This window comes from Mesorhizobium loti CJ3sym (genome assembly GCF_000472785.1).
Lineage (GTDB): Bacteria > Pseudomonadota > Alphaproteobacteria > Rhizobiales > Rhizobiaceae > Mesorhizobium > Mesorhizobium loti_E.
In genome coordinates, this window is the sequence record NZ_AXAL01000023.1 from 69,526 (window position 1) to 84,780 (window position 15,255).

General features: G+C 63.3%; 15 protein-coding genes. 3 read left to right on the plus strand and 12 right to left on the minus strand.

All coding sequences use genetic code 11. The features are described 5' to 3' along the window. Positions 1 to 13: 13 nt before the first annotated feature. Entirely contained in the window at positions 14 to 1,543 is a 1,530-nt protein-coding gene (locus A3A9_RS0127310) for an MDR family MFS transporter (protein WP_033838831.1), read from the minus strand. Between the two features lie 118 nt (positions 1,544 to 1,661). Between A3A9_RS0127310 and A3A9_RS39615 the strand changes: the two genes are divergently transcribed. After that, entirely contained in the window at positions 1,662 to 2,309 is a 648-nt protein-coding gene (locus tag A3A9_RS39615) for a MarR family winged helix-turn-helix transcriptional regulator (RefSeq protein WP_027061476.1), read from the plus strand. Between the two features lie 112 nt (positions 2,310 to 2,421). Here A3A9_RS39615 and A3A9_RS0127320 read toward each other — a convergent pair whose 3' ends face one another. Beyond that, the gene (locus A3A9_RS0127320; RefSeq protein ID WP_027061477.1) at positions 2,422 to 3,423 is read right to left on the minus strand and encodes a bile acid:sodium symporter family protein; all 1,002 of its coding nucleotides are present in this window, start codon (positions 3,421 to 3,423) and stop codon (positions 2,422 to 2,424) included. Between the two features lie 92 nt (positions 3,424 to 3,515). Between A3A9_RS0127320 and A3A9_RS0127325 the strand changes: the two genes are divergently transcribed. Continuing rightward, positions 3,516 to 4,358, plus strand: a complete 843-nt coding sequence (locus A3A9_RS0127325) for a LysR substrate-binding domain-containing protein (RefSeq protein WP_027061478.1) — start codon at positions 3,516 to 3,518, stop codon at positions 4,356 to 4,358. A 113-nt stretch (positions 4,359 to 4,471) separates the two neighbouring features. On the opposite strand, the gene pldH is transcribed toward A3A9_RS0127325, so the two are convergent. The 7 genes from pldH to A3A9_RS0127360 all read right to left on the minus strand — a co-directional run bounded on the left by pldH (position 4,472) and on the right by A3A9_RS0127360 (position 11,975). Beyond that, positions 4,472 to 5,218 carry a pyridoxal 4-dehydrogenase, SDR-type gene (gene pldH / locus A3A9_RS0127330; protein WP_027061479.1) on the minus strand — a complete coding sequence of 249 codons (747 nt, stop codon included), beginning with the start codon at positions 5,216 to 5,218 and terminating at the stop codon, positions 4,472 to 4,474. Positions 5,219 to 5,256: 38 nt separating this feature from the next. After that, a complete protein-coding gene (gene ppaT / locus A3A9_RS0127335; RefSeq protein WP_027061480.1) occupies positions 5,257 to 6,435 on the minus strand; it encodes a pyridoxamine--pyruvate transaminase in 1,179 nt (392 codons plus the stop codon). Between the two features lie 26 nt (positions 6,436 to 6,461). Next, a complete protein-coding gene (pldA, locus tag A3A9_RS0127340; RefSeq protein WP_027061481.1) occupies positions 6,462 to 7,268 on the minus strand; it encodes a 4-pyridoxolactonase in 807 nt (268 codons plus the stop codon). 48 nt (positions 7,269 to 7,316) lie between these two features. Further along, on the minus strand, positions 7,317 to 8,252 hold the full coding sequence (locus A3A9_RS0127345) for a putative B6 ABC transporter permease subunit 1 (protein ID WP_027061482.1): 936 nt from the start codon (positions 8,250 to 8,252) through the stop codon (positions 7,317 to 7,319). A 3-nt stretch (positions 8,253 to 8,255) separates the two neighbouring features. Continuing rightward, on the minus strand, positions 8,256 to 9,353 hold the full coding sequence (locus A3A9_RS0127350) for a putative B6 ABC transporter permease subunit 2 (RefSeq protein WP_027061483.1): 1,098 nt from the start codon (positions 9,351 to 9,353) through the stop codon (positions 8,256 to 8,258). Continuing rightward, positions 9,350 to 10,909 (minus strand): putative B6 ABC transporter ATP-binding protein, encoded by a 1,560-nt coding sequence (locus A3A9_RS0127355; protein ID WP_027061484.1) that lies wholly within the window; start codon positions 10,907 to 10,909, stop codon positions 9,350 to 9,352. Before A3A9_RS0127355 ends, A3A9_RS0127350 begins: the two co-directional genes overlap by 4 nt. Before the next feature lie 76 nt (positions 10,910 to 10,985). After that, on the minus strand, positions 10,986 to 11,975 hold the full coding sequence (locus A3A9_RS0127360; protein WP_245279133.1) for a putative B6 ABC transporter substrate-binding protein: 990 nt from the start codon (positions 11,973 to 11,975) through the stop codon (positions 10,986 to 10,988). 139 nt (positions 11,976 to 12,114) lie between these two features. Between A3A9_RS0127360 and A3A9_RS0127365 the strand changes: the two genes are divergently transcribed. Next, complete coding sequence (locus A3A9_RS0127365; protein WP_027061486.1) at positions 12,115 to 12,540, plus strand: hypothetical protein; 426 nt, start codon at positions 12,115 to 12,117, stop codon at positions 12,538 to 12,540. Positions 12,541 to 12,576: 36 nt separating this feature from the next. Here A3A9_RS0127365 and A3A9_RS0127370 read toward each other — a convergent pair whose 3' ends face one another. Genes A3A9_RS0127370 through A3A9_RS0127380 form a run of 3 tightly spaced genes read right to left on the minus strand, consistent with a single transcriptional unit; the run spans position 12,577 to position 15,254 of the window. Next, on the minus strand, positions 12,577 to 13,587 hold the full coding sequence (locus A3A9_RS0127370) for an ABC transporter substrate-binding protein (protein ID WP_027061487.1): 1,011 nt from the start codon (positions 13,585 to 13,587) through the stop codon (positions 12,577 to 12,579). A 21-nt stretch (positions 13,588 to 13,608) separates the two neighbouring features. Continuing rightward, a complete protein-coding gene (locus A3A9_RS0127375; RefSeq protein WP_027061488.1) occupies positions 13,609 to 14,424 on the minus strand; it encodes an ABC transporter permease in 816 nt (271 codons plus the stop codon). Beyond that, positions 14,421 to 15,254 (minus strand): ATP-binding cassette domain-containing protein, encoded by an 834-nt coding sequence (locus A3A9_RS0127380; RefSeq protein ID WP_027061489.1) that lies wholly within the window; start codon positions 15,252 to 15,254, stop codon positions 14,421 to 14,423. Before A3A9_RS0127380 ends, A3A9_RS0127375 begins: the two co-directional genes overlap by 4 nt. Position 15,255: the final 1 nt, after the last annotated feature.

Consider the following 15,255-nt stretch of genomic DNA (forward strand, 5'->3'; position numbering starts at 1 on the left):
CCGCCTGCCCGGCTCAGCCGCGCTTCGGAATCTGTATGTCCTCGAGCAGAAGCGTCAGCGCCATGGCGACGAAATAAAGCACCGCCACCCAGATGAACATCACGTTGAAACCACTCGAATAGTGGCCGAGCACCACATCGCGGATCGCGGCCGGGAGGCTCGACGCCAGATGCGGGGTCAGTCCGGTCAGGCCGTCCGGCAGCAGGGCGGCTGCGTCGGCGGGAAGCTCGCCCATCTGCCGGTTCAAGGCCCAGGTCATCACCGCGCCGTTCAATGCAAGTCCCAATGATGCCCCGATGGTCCGCGACTGCGTGATCAGCGAGGTCACCGCGCCGATGTCCTGCAGCGGCGCGGCAGCCTGGATCGCCACCATCAGAACCTGGAATTGCAGGCCCATGCTGATGCCGAATACTCCCATCATCGTCGCCAGCACCCAGATCGGCGTGTGCGAGTTGATGAAGACAAAGCCTATCATCAGCAGCCCGCCAATGCCCATCGCCACCACCGGCATCCATTTGTAGCGACCGGTTGCGGCAATCAGCCGTCCAGCCAGTATCGAGATGACCATCGAGGTCACGGAAGCCGGCAGGAACAGGAAGCCGACTTCTGCCGGGCTGAGACCCGTGAGCGTCTGCATGTAGAGCGCGAAATAGAAGAACATGCCGAGCGTCACCGAGCCTGCGACCAGCGACACGCCCGAGACGATACGGACGGTCGAAACGTCGAACAGCCGCAAGGGCACGATCGGCTCTTCGGCCCGCCGCTCGACCATGATGAACGAGGCGATTGCCGCCACCGCGATCACCGGCAGCGCGAAGGTGAGCAGATCCGGTCCGGCGGGGTCGAGCACATGATAGCCCCAATAGACGATTGCCGTGGTGCCGATGGCCAGCAGCAGGCCGCCGAGATAGTCGACGTGGTGCTTCTTCTCGTTGAACCGGCTGCGCATGGCGAACCCGATCACCGCCAGCACGACGATGCCGATCGGCAGATTGACCAGGAACACCCAGCGCCAACCGAACAGGCTGGTGATATAGCCGCCCGCCAACGGGCCGAGCACCGACGACAGCGCGAACACCGCCGAACTGTAGCCTTGATACTTCGCGCGGTCGCGCGGTCCGAACAGTTCGCCGATCATGGCGAAGGCCGAGACCATCAGGCCGCCGCCGCCGATACCTTGCAGGACGCGCGCCGCGATCAGGCTCTCCATCGACCATGCCATGCCGCAGACCAGCGAGCCCAACAGGAACAAGGTGATCGCCGTCAACACCACGTTCTTGCGGCCATACATATCACCGAGCTTGCCGTAGAAGGGCGCGACCGCGGCGGTCGAGAGCAGATAGGCGGCGCCCACCCAGCCGAACAGATGCAGATTGCCCAGTTCGCCGGCAATGGTGGGCAAGGCGGTGACGACGATCTGCATGTCGATGGTGGCCATGAACATGGCGATCAGCGCGCCGAAATAGACGATCAATGTCGTGAGATCGGGCCGGGCCCCGGCCTCCACAGGCGCGGCATCTGGAAGAGTTGAGTCAAGGCTCATGGATGTCTCCGACGTTTGGGCGCGGTTTATGTGCCTGCAGCAGATATATGTCAACATCAATTATATGCTATCAGCATGCAATTGACATCAGCATGTATTCTTGCTAGCGCGCTGTGGCATGAACACCAACGATACCGGGCCGGGCAGCGCCGACCGATTTTCAGCCCTTTGCCAGACGCAAGGCGACCAGGACCTCGCCGACCTGGCGCGCAGCAATGGCATGTCCGCAGCGGCAGCCGGGGCCGTCGCCGCCATCGATGCGGTGATGACCAAGGTGCGCCGTTCGGTCCAGCGCCGGGACTTCGGTCGTTTGATCCTGGCTCGCGTCGATCCCTCGCTGGAAGTGAGCCATCTCGACGCGATTATCGCGCTCAGCGCGGTTGTCAGCGACACCCCGCAGGACGAGGTGACGGTCGGCATCATCGCCGAGCGCATGGGGATCGACCCCTCCCGCGCCAGCCGCATCTCTGCCGATCTCGTCGAGCGTGGCTACGCCTTCCGCGTCGCATCGCAACTGGACGCCCGACGCATTTGCCTCAGACCCACCGTCAAGAGCGAGCGCCTGGTGACGGCGGTGCGTCAGACCAAATGGCGCATCTTCGCTGGCGCACTGGCGCAATGGGATGAGCAGGACCTGGTGACGTTCGCCGCCCTGCTGGAACGCTTCGCGGGTTGGGCCATCGACGACGCGGGGATGAGCAGGTCGGCCGATGCCGTCAAGCAGATGATGGACGAGACGGAGCCTGGACTGCCCGAGACGAAATAGGGGTGGCTGGCCATGGGCATCGCGTATCGATCGGCACAGCGGCCGGAACAAAGGCGAAGATCTGATTGCCCGGTCCGCGGTGCGCGCCTTCTTTCGACATACGCAACCCCAACTAAGCCACCGAGGCCGTCGGCTCGGCTTGCGGCACGGCGGACCGGTTTGCCGCCCTGGCATATTTCTGTGCGATCATAGCGCAGACCATGAGCTGTATCTGGTGGAAGAGCATCAGCGGCAGAACGATCGCGCCGACGCCCTGACCGGCGAAGATGACGTTGGCCATCGGCACGCCGCTCGCCAGGCTCTTCTTCGAGCCGCAGAAAGTGATCGTGATCTGGTCGGCCTTGCCGAAGCCGAGAAGCCGGCTGCCATAGCTCGTGAACAGAAGCACTAGGCCAAGCAACACCATATCGGCGACAACGACCACGGCGATATCGCGCAGCGAGAACATGTGCCACAGCCCTTCGGCGACGGCCGTGCTGAAGGCCAGATAGACGACCATCAGGATCGAACCGCGATCAACCGGCATCAGCAGCGTCTTGCGAGAGCGTATCCAGTCGCCGATCCTGGGTTCCAGCAGTTGCCCGAGTGCAAAGGGCAGGAGCAGTTGCACGAGGATCTGCTCCACCGCATCCCACGAAAATCCGCCATGACCCCCGATGGAGAAGAGTAACCCGACGAGCAAGGGGGTCAGGAACATGCCGAAGATGTTGGAGGCGGAAGCCGAGCAGATGGCGGCAGGGACATTTCCACCGGCAATCGAGGTGAACGCGATCGAGGATTGGACCGTAGACGGCAGGACACACAGAAACAGGATGCCGAGATAGAGCGGCTTGGGCAGGATCGAAACAGGCAGATAGCCAAGCGCCAGGCCCAGCAGTGGGAACAGGCCAAAGGTCGTCAGAAGGATCACCAGGTGCAGGCGCCAATGCATCAGGCCGGCAACGACGACATCACGCGAAAGCCGCGCACCATGCAGGAAGAACAGAAGCGCCACGGCAAGATTGGTCGCGATCGCAAACCAGCCCGTAAACGTCCCGGTTGCAGGCGCGACGGATGCAAGCGCGACGGTGCACAGCAGGAGGATCAGAAAGGAGTCCGGCAGAAAGCGGCGCATGACATGTTCGCTCCGAGTGGGTCCGACGCCTTCTTTTCATACATTGCGATATCGGATACAAGGAATAACAGTTATCGCGATTTGAGATATCAATGCTCGATTTGGTCCAACTTCGCAGCTTTGTTACCGTCCAGCAGATGGGAAGCTTCACCTTCGCGGCTGAGAGGCTGGGGCTCGGGCAATCCACCGTCAGCCAGCACATCAGCAAGCTGGAGGCTGCGATTGGCAGGCAGTTGCTGGCCCGCGATACGCACAAGGTGATGCTGACGCCGGACGGCGAAGCCCTGCTCGGCCATGCCCGGACCATGTTGTCCATAGAGGGGCAGATGCAGGCGCTGTTCACCGCGCAGAAGCTGCGGGGTACCTTGAGGCTCGGCGTATCCGAGGACCTGGTTGCCAGCCGTCTGCCTGTCGTGCTGGAGGATTTCGTCCGGTCTCACCCATCCGTTGATCTTGAACTGACGGTCGCGCTGAGCGGCCTGCTCTACGAGATGCAGGACAATGGCGAGCTCGATCTCGTTTTGGCAAAGCGCCGGCTGGGCGACAGCCGTGGTCAGCTCGTCTATCGCGAGCCGCTTGTCTGGCTCGCCCGCGATCCGGAACACGTTCTGTCGCTCGCGGCCTTGCCGTTGATTGCCTTCCCGGCGCCCAGCGTCACACGCAGCATTGCGCTGGAAGTGCTCGAGCGGCACCGCATGCCGTGGCGCATTGTCTGCACCTGCGGAAGCCTGAGCGGGCTGACGGCCGCCGCCCGCGCCGGCATGGGGGTTCTGGTGCAACCGCAAAGCATGTCGCCTTCGGGCCTGAAGGAAGTCGGCAGCCTACCGCAGCTGGAGGATGTGGAATTCGTCCTGATCCCGAGCAAGGGAGCGGACCGCGCACTCGTCTCGGCGCTTTCGGAAGATATACTGGCCAAGGTGAAAGCCCTGCGCTGAGCCGCTGCGCAGGGCTGTAGGCCAATGTCTCCGTTTTCGGCGAATTGCTCTCTAACTCTTTGTTTTCCGCAATGCCGGACGGAAAACCCGCTCACATTTTTCCTGGAATTGCTCTAGTGCCTGACCATCCCGGCGTCGACATTCAGCGTCTGGCCGGTGATCCAGCGGGCGTCCTCGCTGGCCAGGAACGATACGACATCGGCGATGTGCTCGGGCTGGCCCTTGCCCTTCATCGCCTGCAGCATCTCGACGAAGCCGAACGCCTCATTGTGCGGGCTCGCCTTGACGCCGTCGCTCTCGATCAGGCCGGGTGTCACCGCATTCGCCGTGATGTTGTACTTGCCAAGCTCGGTGGCGAGCGCCCGTGTGAAGCCGATGACGCCGCCCTTGGCCGCCACATAGGCCGCCATGTTCGGCGTGCCGGCAAAGAAGGTGTTGGATGCGATGTTGATCACCCGTCCGGCCTTGCCCGCCGCACGCATCTGGTCGGTACCGGCGCGGCTGACGATGAAGGTGCCGGTCAGGTTGACGTCGATGATCTTGCGCCAATGGTCGAGATCGACGTCGTCCCAGGCGATGAACGGCACGATGCTGGCATTGTTGACCAGAATGTCGATGCCGCCCGTCAGCGCCTGGATTTCGCCAAACAGCGCCTTGACCGATGCCGGATCGGAAATGTCGGCGGCGATCGCCTTCGCCTTGCCACCGATCGATGCGGCGGCCGCCTTGGCGCCCTCCGCATTTATATCGCTGACGATGACGGTTGCGCCGTCGGCGGCAAGCCGCGTCGCAATCGCCTTGCCGATGCCTTGTGCCGCGCCCGTAACCAGCGCCGTCTTCCCCGCAAGCCGTTCAGTCATGAAAATGCTCCCTCAATCCTTGATCTGGTGATGTCTGTTCAGGCGTCGGCGTCAATGACGGCCAGCGCCGCTTCGATCCCCTTGCCGACCGCAAGCTTCTGGCCTGCTGCGTTCATAGCGCCGCCAAGTGCCGTCAGTGCCGCGATCGCGTAGATCGGCTGCGCCGTCGGCCCCATATGGCCAATGCGTGTCAGCTTGCCCAATGTCTCGCCACGCCCCGACGAGAAGACGACGCCGTAACGGGCGCGCGCCGCGACCCGCAGCGCCTTCTCGTCGACGCCGTCGGGCGTGCGCACGGCCGTGGTGCTTGGCGAGGCGATTGCATCGCTCGCGGCCCAGATCGACAGGCCCATGCCGACGACGCCCGCACGCATGGCCTTTGCCGTCAGCGCATGGCGCGCCCATACAGCTTCCGGGCCTTCGTTGAGATAGAGATCGAGCGCGACGTCGAGGCCGTTCACTTCGGCCACCGACGGCGTGAACGGGAACGGCTTGTCGCGCGACCACGCATTTTCCCAGTCGACGATGCTCAGCACCGATGCGCGCGGGGCTGCCTTGTTGGCTTTCATCTTCGCCCAGGCGCGCTCGCTGACACCCATGATCGTCAGCGCCGGCGGCGCGCCAAGACACTTGCCGGGGCCAGTCACATAGATGTCGGCCTTGCAGTCCTCGGGATGCGTCTTCATGCCGCCGAACGAAGAGACCGCGTCGACGATCAGGTAGGCGCCATGCGCCGACACCAGCGCGCCGATGGCGTCGATCGGATTGATCGTGCCAGACGGCGTGTCGTGATGGCAGACGGATACGATGGTGATTTCCGGATGCGCCTTAAGCATGTCGGCCACCGCTTTCGGGTCGATCGCCTCATTGTAGGGCACTTCGATCTCGAGCAGATGCGGCGAATAGCGTTTCGCCCAGTAGCCGAAGCCCTTGCCATAGACGCCGGAGGCAAGGTTGAGCACCACGTCGTCAGGTGTGATCAGCGACGCCGCCGCTGCCTCCAGGCCCAGCACCGGCTCGCCATGCAGGATGAGCGGCTTGTTGGACAGCCGCATCGCCTTCTGCGCCTTGTCGACCACCTTCTCGTAGAAGAGCTGGAACGCCGGATCGTAATCATAGAGCACCGTGCGCGAAAGGCCGCGCAGCACTTCGGGATAGGCATTCACCGGGCCCGCGGTCAGCGTAATGACCGGATCGGCGTGTTCGAGATAGCGCATGGTCTTGGTCTCCGGATTTGCGGCGGTCAGCCGTAGAACTGCGTGCCGGTCTTGTAGGTCTTGAAGTTGTCCATGTCGTGCGAGTACATCAGCTCGGCGCCATGGTCCTCGGCCAGCTTCTTGACCTTGCGCATCGAATTGACGCCCGCGACCGGGTCGATGTGGAAGGCAGCCTGGCACAGCGTTTCAAGGCTCTTCTGAGTGTAGGCCGCATCGATGGTGAACATGATCGGCTTGCGGTTGGGGAACTCGACCAGCAGGCTGTAATGGCCGATCGAATGCCCGGGCGTCGAGATCAGCTTGACCCCCTTGGCGAGATCGATGTCGCCGTCGATGCCCTCGAAGGTCGAGTTGGCGCGCGTGGTGCCCTCCAGCAATTGCGCGGTCGCGCCACGCGCTTCCGCTGCCTCCGCCGAGAAACTCAGGTCGGAATAGCCGAGATGCTCGAAAGGCTGGGGATTGCAGGCCTGCGGCACCTCCGTGCGATGGCAGATCTTCTTGGCGTGCGGAAAATACTTGTTGCCGCCGCAATGGTCGAAATGGAAATGCGAGTTGACGACGACGTCGATGTCCTTCGGCTCGAGCCCGAGCAGCGCCAGGGCACCGGGGATGGTCTGGTGCTTTTCCTGGATCGGCTTTTCGAACGGCAGCACCTTCATGACGTGGTCATAGTCGTAGCCGGTGTCGATGAGGAAGCGGCCCTCGGCATGCTCGATCAGGATCGAATAAACGGGAAAGCGCACTTCGCCGCCCGGGCCGCGATTCCAGAACACATGGTAGCCGTCGAGAACGAGCGAGCCGCCGTCGAGCAGGTAGACCTTGGTATCCGACATTTTTGCCTCCGTTTCTGGCGCGGGTCTCTTCCGCGCATCTGATTGTTGTCAACGCGCGCCGCGCTCATAAGGAATGCCAAGCGCTGCCGGCAGGCTGGCGCGCCTGCCGAACAGCACCAGCATGATCATCACCGCCAGGAATGGCAGCATCTGGATGACGTCGGTCGGTATGTTGATGCCGGCCACCTGCATGGCCGTCGTCAGCGACAGGCAGACGCCGAACAGAAGGGCGCCGAACAGCACCCAGATCGGCCGGCCCCGCGCCAGCATGGCGAGCACGATGCCGAGGAAGCCGGCGCCATTGGTGATGAACGGAATAAACAGGCCGGCGCCGACATTGGCGAGATAGGCGCCGCCAAGCCCGGCCAGCGCTCCCGTTGTCAGCACCGCGATGGTGCGCGTCCTGATGACGTCTATGCCGGCGACATCGAGTGCGGCCGGCTTGTCGCCGGCGGCCTGCAAATTGAGTCCGAGTTGCGTGCGCCGGTAGAGGTAGCTCATGGCGAACACCAGCGCGACCGCCAGATAGACGATCAAATGATGCTTGAAGAAGGCCGGACCGATGACCGGAATGTCCGACAGCAGCGGAATGACGGTCGCGTCCGCCGCCGGCAAGCGGGGATAGCTGCGCGAGAACTGGAAATGGTGCAGCAGCGCCGTCAGCCCTTCGAGACCGAGCGTCAGCGCGATGCCGATAACGATCTGATTCAGCCCGATGCGCACGCAGAGCAGCGCCATGATCAGCGCCACCGCCACGCCGCCGGCCGCACCGGTGAGAAAGCCCAGCCACAGCGACCCGGAATAGAAGGCGCCGACAAAGCCGAGATAGGCGCCGGCCAGCATCATGCCTTCGATACCGATATTGAGCACGCCGGCCTTTTCCGACATCTGCTCGCCAAGCCCCGCGAGCAGCAGCGGGATCGCCGCGGTGACCGCCCCGAACAGGAGCGCACTGAGAAAGACTTCGCTGAACAGCCCGGTCATGCGTCAGGCCTTTCTGGACTGATGATAGCGGTGATCGACATACTCGGCGAGTGCGAGCACGATCAGCACGATGGAGACCAGCACCAGCGTGAAAGTGTTGGGCACACCAAGCCGGCGAGCAGCACTCTCGCCGCCGATCGACAGCACCGAGAGCAGGAATACGAAACCGATCGCGGCAAAACCGTTCATGCGGGCGAGAAACACGGCCGGAATGACCGCCAGCCCGTAAGCGGGGTTCCAGTCGGCACGGACATTGCCTTGCACGCCGATGATGTCGACGGCGCCGGCAAGGCCCGCGAGCCCTGCGGAAATGGCGAAGACGGCGACGGTCAGGCCCGGCACGCCGAGCCCCGAATGAACGGCGGCGCGCGGATTGGCACCGACGATCCGCAACTTCAGCCCGAACGACGTGCGCGTCATCACCAGATGCACGATGATAATCGTCGCCAGCCCAAGCAGCAGACCGCTGGTGATGGTCGTGTCGAACAGACGCGGCAGCCGGTCTTCCACCGGCAGCGTGCGGGTTTGCGGCACGGTCGTGGAGGGATCGCGAAACGCCAGTTTGACGAGGACATTGGCGAACGACGTGCCAAGGAACGTCATCATCAGCGTGGTGATGATCTCGTTGACACCCTGATAGGCGCGCAGCAGGGCCGGCACCAACGACCAGATCATCGCCACCACCATGGCGATGAGGAACGAACAGAATAGCGCCAGCCAGGCCGGCATGATCTCAACCAACACGGGGGCACTGGCAGCCGCCGTCACCGCGCCGAGCAGGAACTGTCCGTCGCCGCCGAGGTTCCACATGCCGGCGCGAAAGGCCACGATAAGGCCGGCGGCAAGGAACAGCAGCGGCGCCATGCGCGTCAGCGTCTGCTGGATGCCGAGCGGCGAGAACAGGCCTTTCTCCAGCACGAAGCCATAATAGGCGAGCGGGTCGACGCCAACGGCAAGCAGGATGCAGCCGGCGATGACGAGAGCGATGAGGATCGGGCCGAGCGTCATCAGCAGCCGATGCAGTATGTCGCGGCGCGTCGCCGCCGCGCTCGTGGCATCGAGCGCGGTTGCACTGGCGGTGGGTGCGGTGTCGATGCTCATGCCGCAAGTCCGATCATCAGGCGCCCGACCTTGGTTCGCGCATCGTCGGTGTTCTCGACGGTGCCGACCAGCGCTCCGTTGGCAATGACGGCGATGCGGTCGCACATGCTGAGCAGCTCCTCGAGGTCGGTGGAGATGAGCAGTACGGCGAGGCCACGCGCCGCCGTGTCGCGGATGCGCTGCCGCGACGCCAATGTGTTGGCGAGATCGAGACCGTAGGTTGGCTTGTTGAAGATCACCACCTTGGCACCTTCGGCCAGCTCACGCGCCAGCAGCACCTTCTGGATATTGCCGCCGGACAGCCGCGCGACCGGCGTCTTCAGGCTTGGCGTGCGCACATCATAGTCGCGCACCAGCTGCGCGGCCCGCTTGTCGATCTCGGCGCGCTGTTCGACACCGTTGCGCCAGAACGGAGCCGCGCCGACCTGCTTGAGGAAGAAGTTGATCGAGACCGGGAAGGTGCCGACCGTGCCCTCGCCCAGCCGGTCGTCGGTCAGGTAGCGAAGGCCACGCTGGCGGCGTTCGCCGACGCTCAGCGCCTCTATTGCCGCGCCTTCCAGCCGCACCGAACCACCGGTGGTGGCACGCTGGCCGGCCAAGGCTTCCGCCAGCTGCTTTTGCCCGTTGCCGTCGATGCCGGCGATGCCCAGAATCTCGCCTGGAAGAATATCGAAGGAGATCGATGACAGGCCTGGCGCATTGTCCGTCGGCGCGACCGCCAGATCCGTGACCTGAAGCAGCGGAGCGGCATCAGCGCGGACAGCACGCTCGACCGCTTCGGGATCGTCTTTCTGCTTGCCGAACATCAATTCCACGATTTCGGAGATGATCTCCTGCTCGCCCAGCGCGCGAAAACGTTCGGGCGGGATCTCGCCGACCTTGCGGCCGAGCTTCAGCACCGAGATGCGGTCGCCGAAGGCTGCCGCCTCCTTCAGCTTGTGCGTGATGAAGACGATGGCGAGCCCCTGCTCAACCAGACGACGCATCAATGCGCCCAGTTCATCGATGCCCTTCGGCGTCAGCATCGAGGTGGATTCGTCGAGGATCAGCAGCCGGCTGTTGCGCACCATCGCGCGCAGGATCTCGACCTGTTGCTGCTCGCCAAGTGAAAGCTCCGCCACCTTGGCATGCAGTTTCACCGTGAGGCCGAGGCTGCGGGTGATCTCGGCGACGCGCGCCGCCAGTTCTTCGGTCTTGGGTCGCTGCCACCACGGCCCGCCAAGCAACAGGTTTTCCGCCACCGTCAGCGTCGGCACCAGCATCATGTGCTGGAAAACAGTGCCGATGCCGAGCGCAAGCGCATGGCGCGGCGAAGTGATCGGCAGCGGTTTGCCATCGACCAGGATGCGCCCTTCATCCGGCTGCTGCAGGCCCGACAACATACCGATCAGCGTGGATTTGCCCGCGCCGTTCTCGCCAAGCAGCACATGCACTTCGCCAGGACGGATCGACAGGTCGATGCTGTCATTGGCGACGATGCCGGGAAAGCGTTTGGTCACGCCTTCGAGCGCGACGATGTCGCGCCTGCCGACGGACGATGAAGAAGAACTGCTCATGAAGGCCCAGCACTGAAAAACGGGAAAGGTCTGGAGGGGTGACGGATCACCCCTCCGGCAGCCTGTATTGATCGCCTTACTGGGCGACGCTTGTCATCAGCGCCCTGACGGCGGCCGCGTCAAACACCGGATCGACCTTGATCTTGCCGGAAATGACGTCTTCGCGCAGCGTCTGGATTTCCGCCCAGACATTGTCCGGGATCGCAGCGGTCTTCAGCAGCTTGACCGAATCGTCCTTGAGGCCGATCGCATAGTGCTTGGTGCCGAACGTGTCGGCCTTCAGGTCAGCGATCATCGCCGCGTAGACCGGCTCGATGTTCCACACCACCGACGACAGCAGGAAGCCCTTGTCGATCGGCGACTTGTCACCGATGACGTCGATGAAATAGACCTTGCCGCCGTCAGCCGCTTTGGTCGTCTCGACCGCCTGCAACATGCCGAAGCTCGAACCGTTGCCCTGGCCGAAGATGATGTCCGCACCCGACGCGATCACGCTTTCGGTGACGCGCTTGCCGCCGGCCGCATCGCTGTAGGCGGCCGGTCCGATCACCGCATAGGTGATCTTGACGGCCGGGTTCTCGGCCTTAACGCCCTGCGCGAACGCCGCCGATTGTGAGTTCCACGACGGCGGTTCGCCCGAGACAACGATGCCGACCGACTTCGAGCGCGACATCTTGGCGGCGAGACGGCCGGCGAGATAGGCGCCCTGGTGGCCGCTCAGCGTGTAGTCGGCGACGAGGCCCTTCTCCAGGCCGTTGGGCGTGTCGACGATCGCCACCGGAACTTTCAGCTCCTTGGCGATTTCGGGCGCCGAGGTGTTGTAGCCGCTGGCATGCGCGATCAGCAGGCTGGCGCCATCGGACGCAAGTTCCCGCATGGTCGGACGAACGTCACCATAGCCGAGGCCCTGAGCCACGACCACTTCGACGCCGGCTGCCTTGCCCGCAGCCTTGGCCGCGTCGATGCCCTGCTGGTTCCAGCCATAATCCGTGCCTTCTTCGGGCGTCAGGATGGCGATCGACTTGACTTCGCCGGCAAACGCGCCGCCAAGCAAGACACTGCTCAATATAAGTGCGCTTACACTGCTTTTAAGAAGCTTTAACATTTTACCCTCTCTGGTTGATTACCAATCATTATTCTTATTGTTATTGCGCGGAAGCGAGATAGACTGCCTGCACAAACCCACCCAACGGAGCTCAGGCAAAGTGAAGATTCGTTGTTTTCTCCCGGTGATGCTGGCGTTCACGTCCTTCGCCAATGCGGTTGAGTTGCACCATGTCACCGTCCGCACCGGAACTGACGGGCTCGACATGGTGCCATTGACGATTTCGAATGCGGGCAGCGAAGGCCTGTCCTGCAATGCCGACTTCGCCCACTGGTATTCCGCCGGGATCGCCACGGTCGAGCCGGGCAGGAGCGCCCGTGTCGAACTCTGGTTCGATCCCAAGACCGGCACGTTCACGATCCTCAACGACAAGCGCGAGAACCTGCCCGTCGAGCGGCTGTGGTGCGGCCTGTCGGGCCGCGCATATGCGACCCGCGTGCAGATCACGCTCGACCGCACCGACGCGGCGAATGGCGAGCGCGCCGTGTCCTGCGCCATGGCGCCGGACAGTCTTGTCTGCCGGTAGGCGCTCATCGATTGCCCGCCCAACACCGGGCGCCTCCTACTTGGTTGCCAGGAAGGTGTCGGTGAAGACATCATCGGCCGAGAGAGCCGTCTTGAGCACGCCCTGATCGGTGAGCGTCTTCAGCGTTTCTTCCCACTGCGTCTTCGTCATCCAGCCGAGGCCGTGTTCCTTGGTGTCCGGGCTGGTGAAGGTGGAGGCGATGTCGGCATTGATCTGCGCCAGCAGCACATCCTTCTTGTCGGCATAACCGGGTGCTGCCTTGGCCGTGATCTCGGCAGCCTCTTCGGGGTGCGCCACGACATAATCGAAGGCCTCCCTGTAGCCCTTGACGAAGCGGGCGACGACGTCCGGTTTGTCCTTGATCATCGCCTGCGAGGTGAAGAGGCCCGAGCCGTAAGCCTTCCAGCCGTAATCGGCGCCCAACATGATGCTGAGCGATCCGGGACCGCCGGCCTTGGCCTCCAGTTCGGGAACCTCGGCATCGACATAGCCGATCACCGTCTGAACCCGGCCCAGGAGCAGGTAGCTTTCATAGGGCGGCGAGACACTGTTCAGCGTCATGTCCTTTTCGGTCAGGCCATTGGCCGCCAGGAAGCCCTTGAAGAAGAGGTAGGTTGAACCGGCCGGATGAATGCCGATGGTGAGACCCTTGAGATCGGCCGGCTTGGTGAGCTTCACCGTCTTGGCCAGCGACATGATCGCCAGCGGCGAATGCTGGTTGACGGCGGCCAGCGCCACCACTGGAACATTCTGCGACCGCGCGACAGCCAGCGTAGGAAGATCGCCGAAACCGAAATCCGCGTTCTCGTTGCCCACCAGCCGCATGGCGTCTGGCGAGCCGGAACCCTTGCGGATCTCGGTCACGTCGATGTCGTTCTTGGCAAAGAAGCCTTTTTCCTTGCCGACGAAGAACATGGCGTGGTTGCCGCGCACCACCCAGTCGAGCTGGACGTTTACCTTGTCCGCCGCCTGCGCCGCGCCGGAGAAGCCAAGCGCGCCGGCAAACGCTGCAAGAGTGGCTGCCTTGATGAATGAGCGTCTAAGCATTGTTCTATCCTTCCTGGAGACCTAGGCCTGGCTGAATTTCGGTGCCCACGGCACCACGATGCGTTCGAGAATCTCGGCGGCGTAATAGAAGGCGATGCCCAGCACCGAAACGAGCAGCAGCGCCGCGAAGACCAGTGCCGTGTCGAGTTGGGTAGAAGCGAACTGAATGACGTAGCCGAGCCCGTCCGAGGCGCCGGCGAACTCGCCGACGATGGCGCCGATGACGCTGAGCGTCGCGGCGATCTTGGTTCCGGCCATCAGGTTCGGCAGCGAATGCGGGACACGGATCCTGAACAGGATCTGGGTCTGGCTGGCGCCGACCGAATTCATCAGCGAGAGCAGCGAGCGGTCGACCGACTGCATGCCCGCCAGCATCGACAATGTCACCGGGAAGAAGGCGATGACCAGGATCAGGCCGATCTTGGGCGCCAGCCCGTAGCCGAACCAGAGGATGAAGATCGGCGCCAGTGCCACCTTGGGCACATTCTGGAACAGCACCACCAGCGGATAGAGCGCGCGCCCCAGCCAGTCGAAACGCACGATGACCAGCGCAATGGCGATGCCGACCACCACAGAGACAATGAAGCCGAACAGGATCTCGCCTGCCGTCACCAGTGTCGCTTGCATCAGCGTTGCCCATTGCGCGACCAGCGATTGGGCGATCTCGGAGGGGGCGGGGATGATGAAGGCGGAGATGGCGAAGATCCGCACCACGGCTTCCCACACGATGATCGTCGCCAGCAGAAGGATGACCGCCGGCAGCCAGCTGCCTGTTGCCGCTGCCCAGCTGGAGGCAAGCCGCGGCTCGGAGAGATTGGTGATGGGCTGATCGCTCACGACGTGCCTCCCGGTTGGTGGCTGGCGCGCAGCATCATCCGCAGCTGAACCGCCAGCCTGACGAACTCCGGATCTTCCGTCACCGACAGATCGCGCGGATAGGGCAGACCGATGTCGAGGCTCTCGGTGATCCGCCCGGGCTTGATCCCCATCACGTGGACATGGCGCGACAGGTGGATGGCTTCGTCTATGGAGTGGGTGACGAGCACGATGGTCTTGCCGGTGCGCTGCCAGATTTCCAGCAGCGACTGGCCCATCGAATCGCGGGTTATGGCGTCGAGCGCGCCAAACGGCTCGTCCATCAGCAGCACCGCCGGATCAAGCGCCAGGGCCCGCGCGATGGCGACGCGCTGACGCATGCCGCCGGACAATTCATGGGGACGCTTGTGGGCGCTGTCACCCAACCCAACCAGTTCCAACATCTCCTGCCCACGCGCCCGCAAATCCGTGCGCGAGAGCGACTTGTCGGTGATGCCCAGCAGCATCGAAGCGTTGTCGACGGCATTCTTCCAGGGAAGCAGGTTGGCGTCCTGGAAGACGAGGCCGATCATACGCTTGCGCGCCGCCTCGACCGGCGAAAGCCCAGCGATCGAAACGCTGCCGCTCGTCGGATTTACCAGCCCGGCCAGAACCTTGAGCAAGGTGCTCTTGCCGCATCCGGAAGGACCGATGAGGGAGACGAACGACCCCTTCGGTACCGCGAGATCAATGTTCTGCAGCACCAGTTGCCTGGCCATGACGACCGAGACGCCCTTGGCGGAGATCAGATCGTCATCGTGGCGGATATGGGCCGGCCGGCCGCCTGCTGCTCGAATGGGTTCCATGCGCATG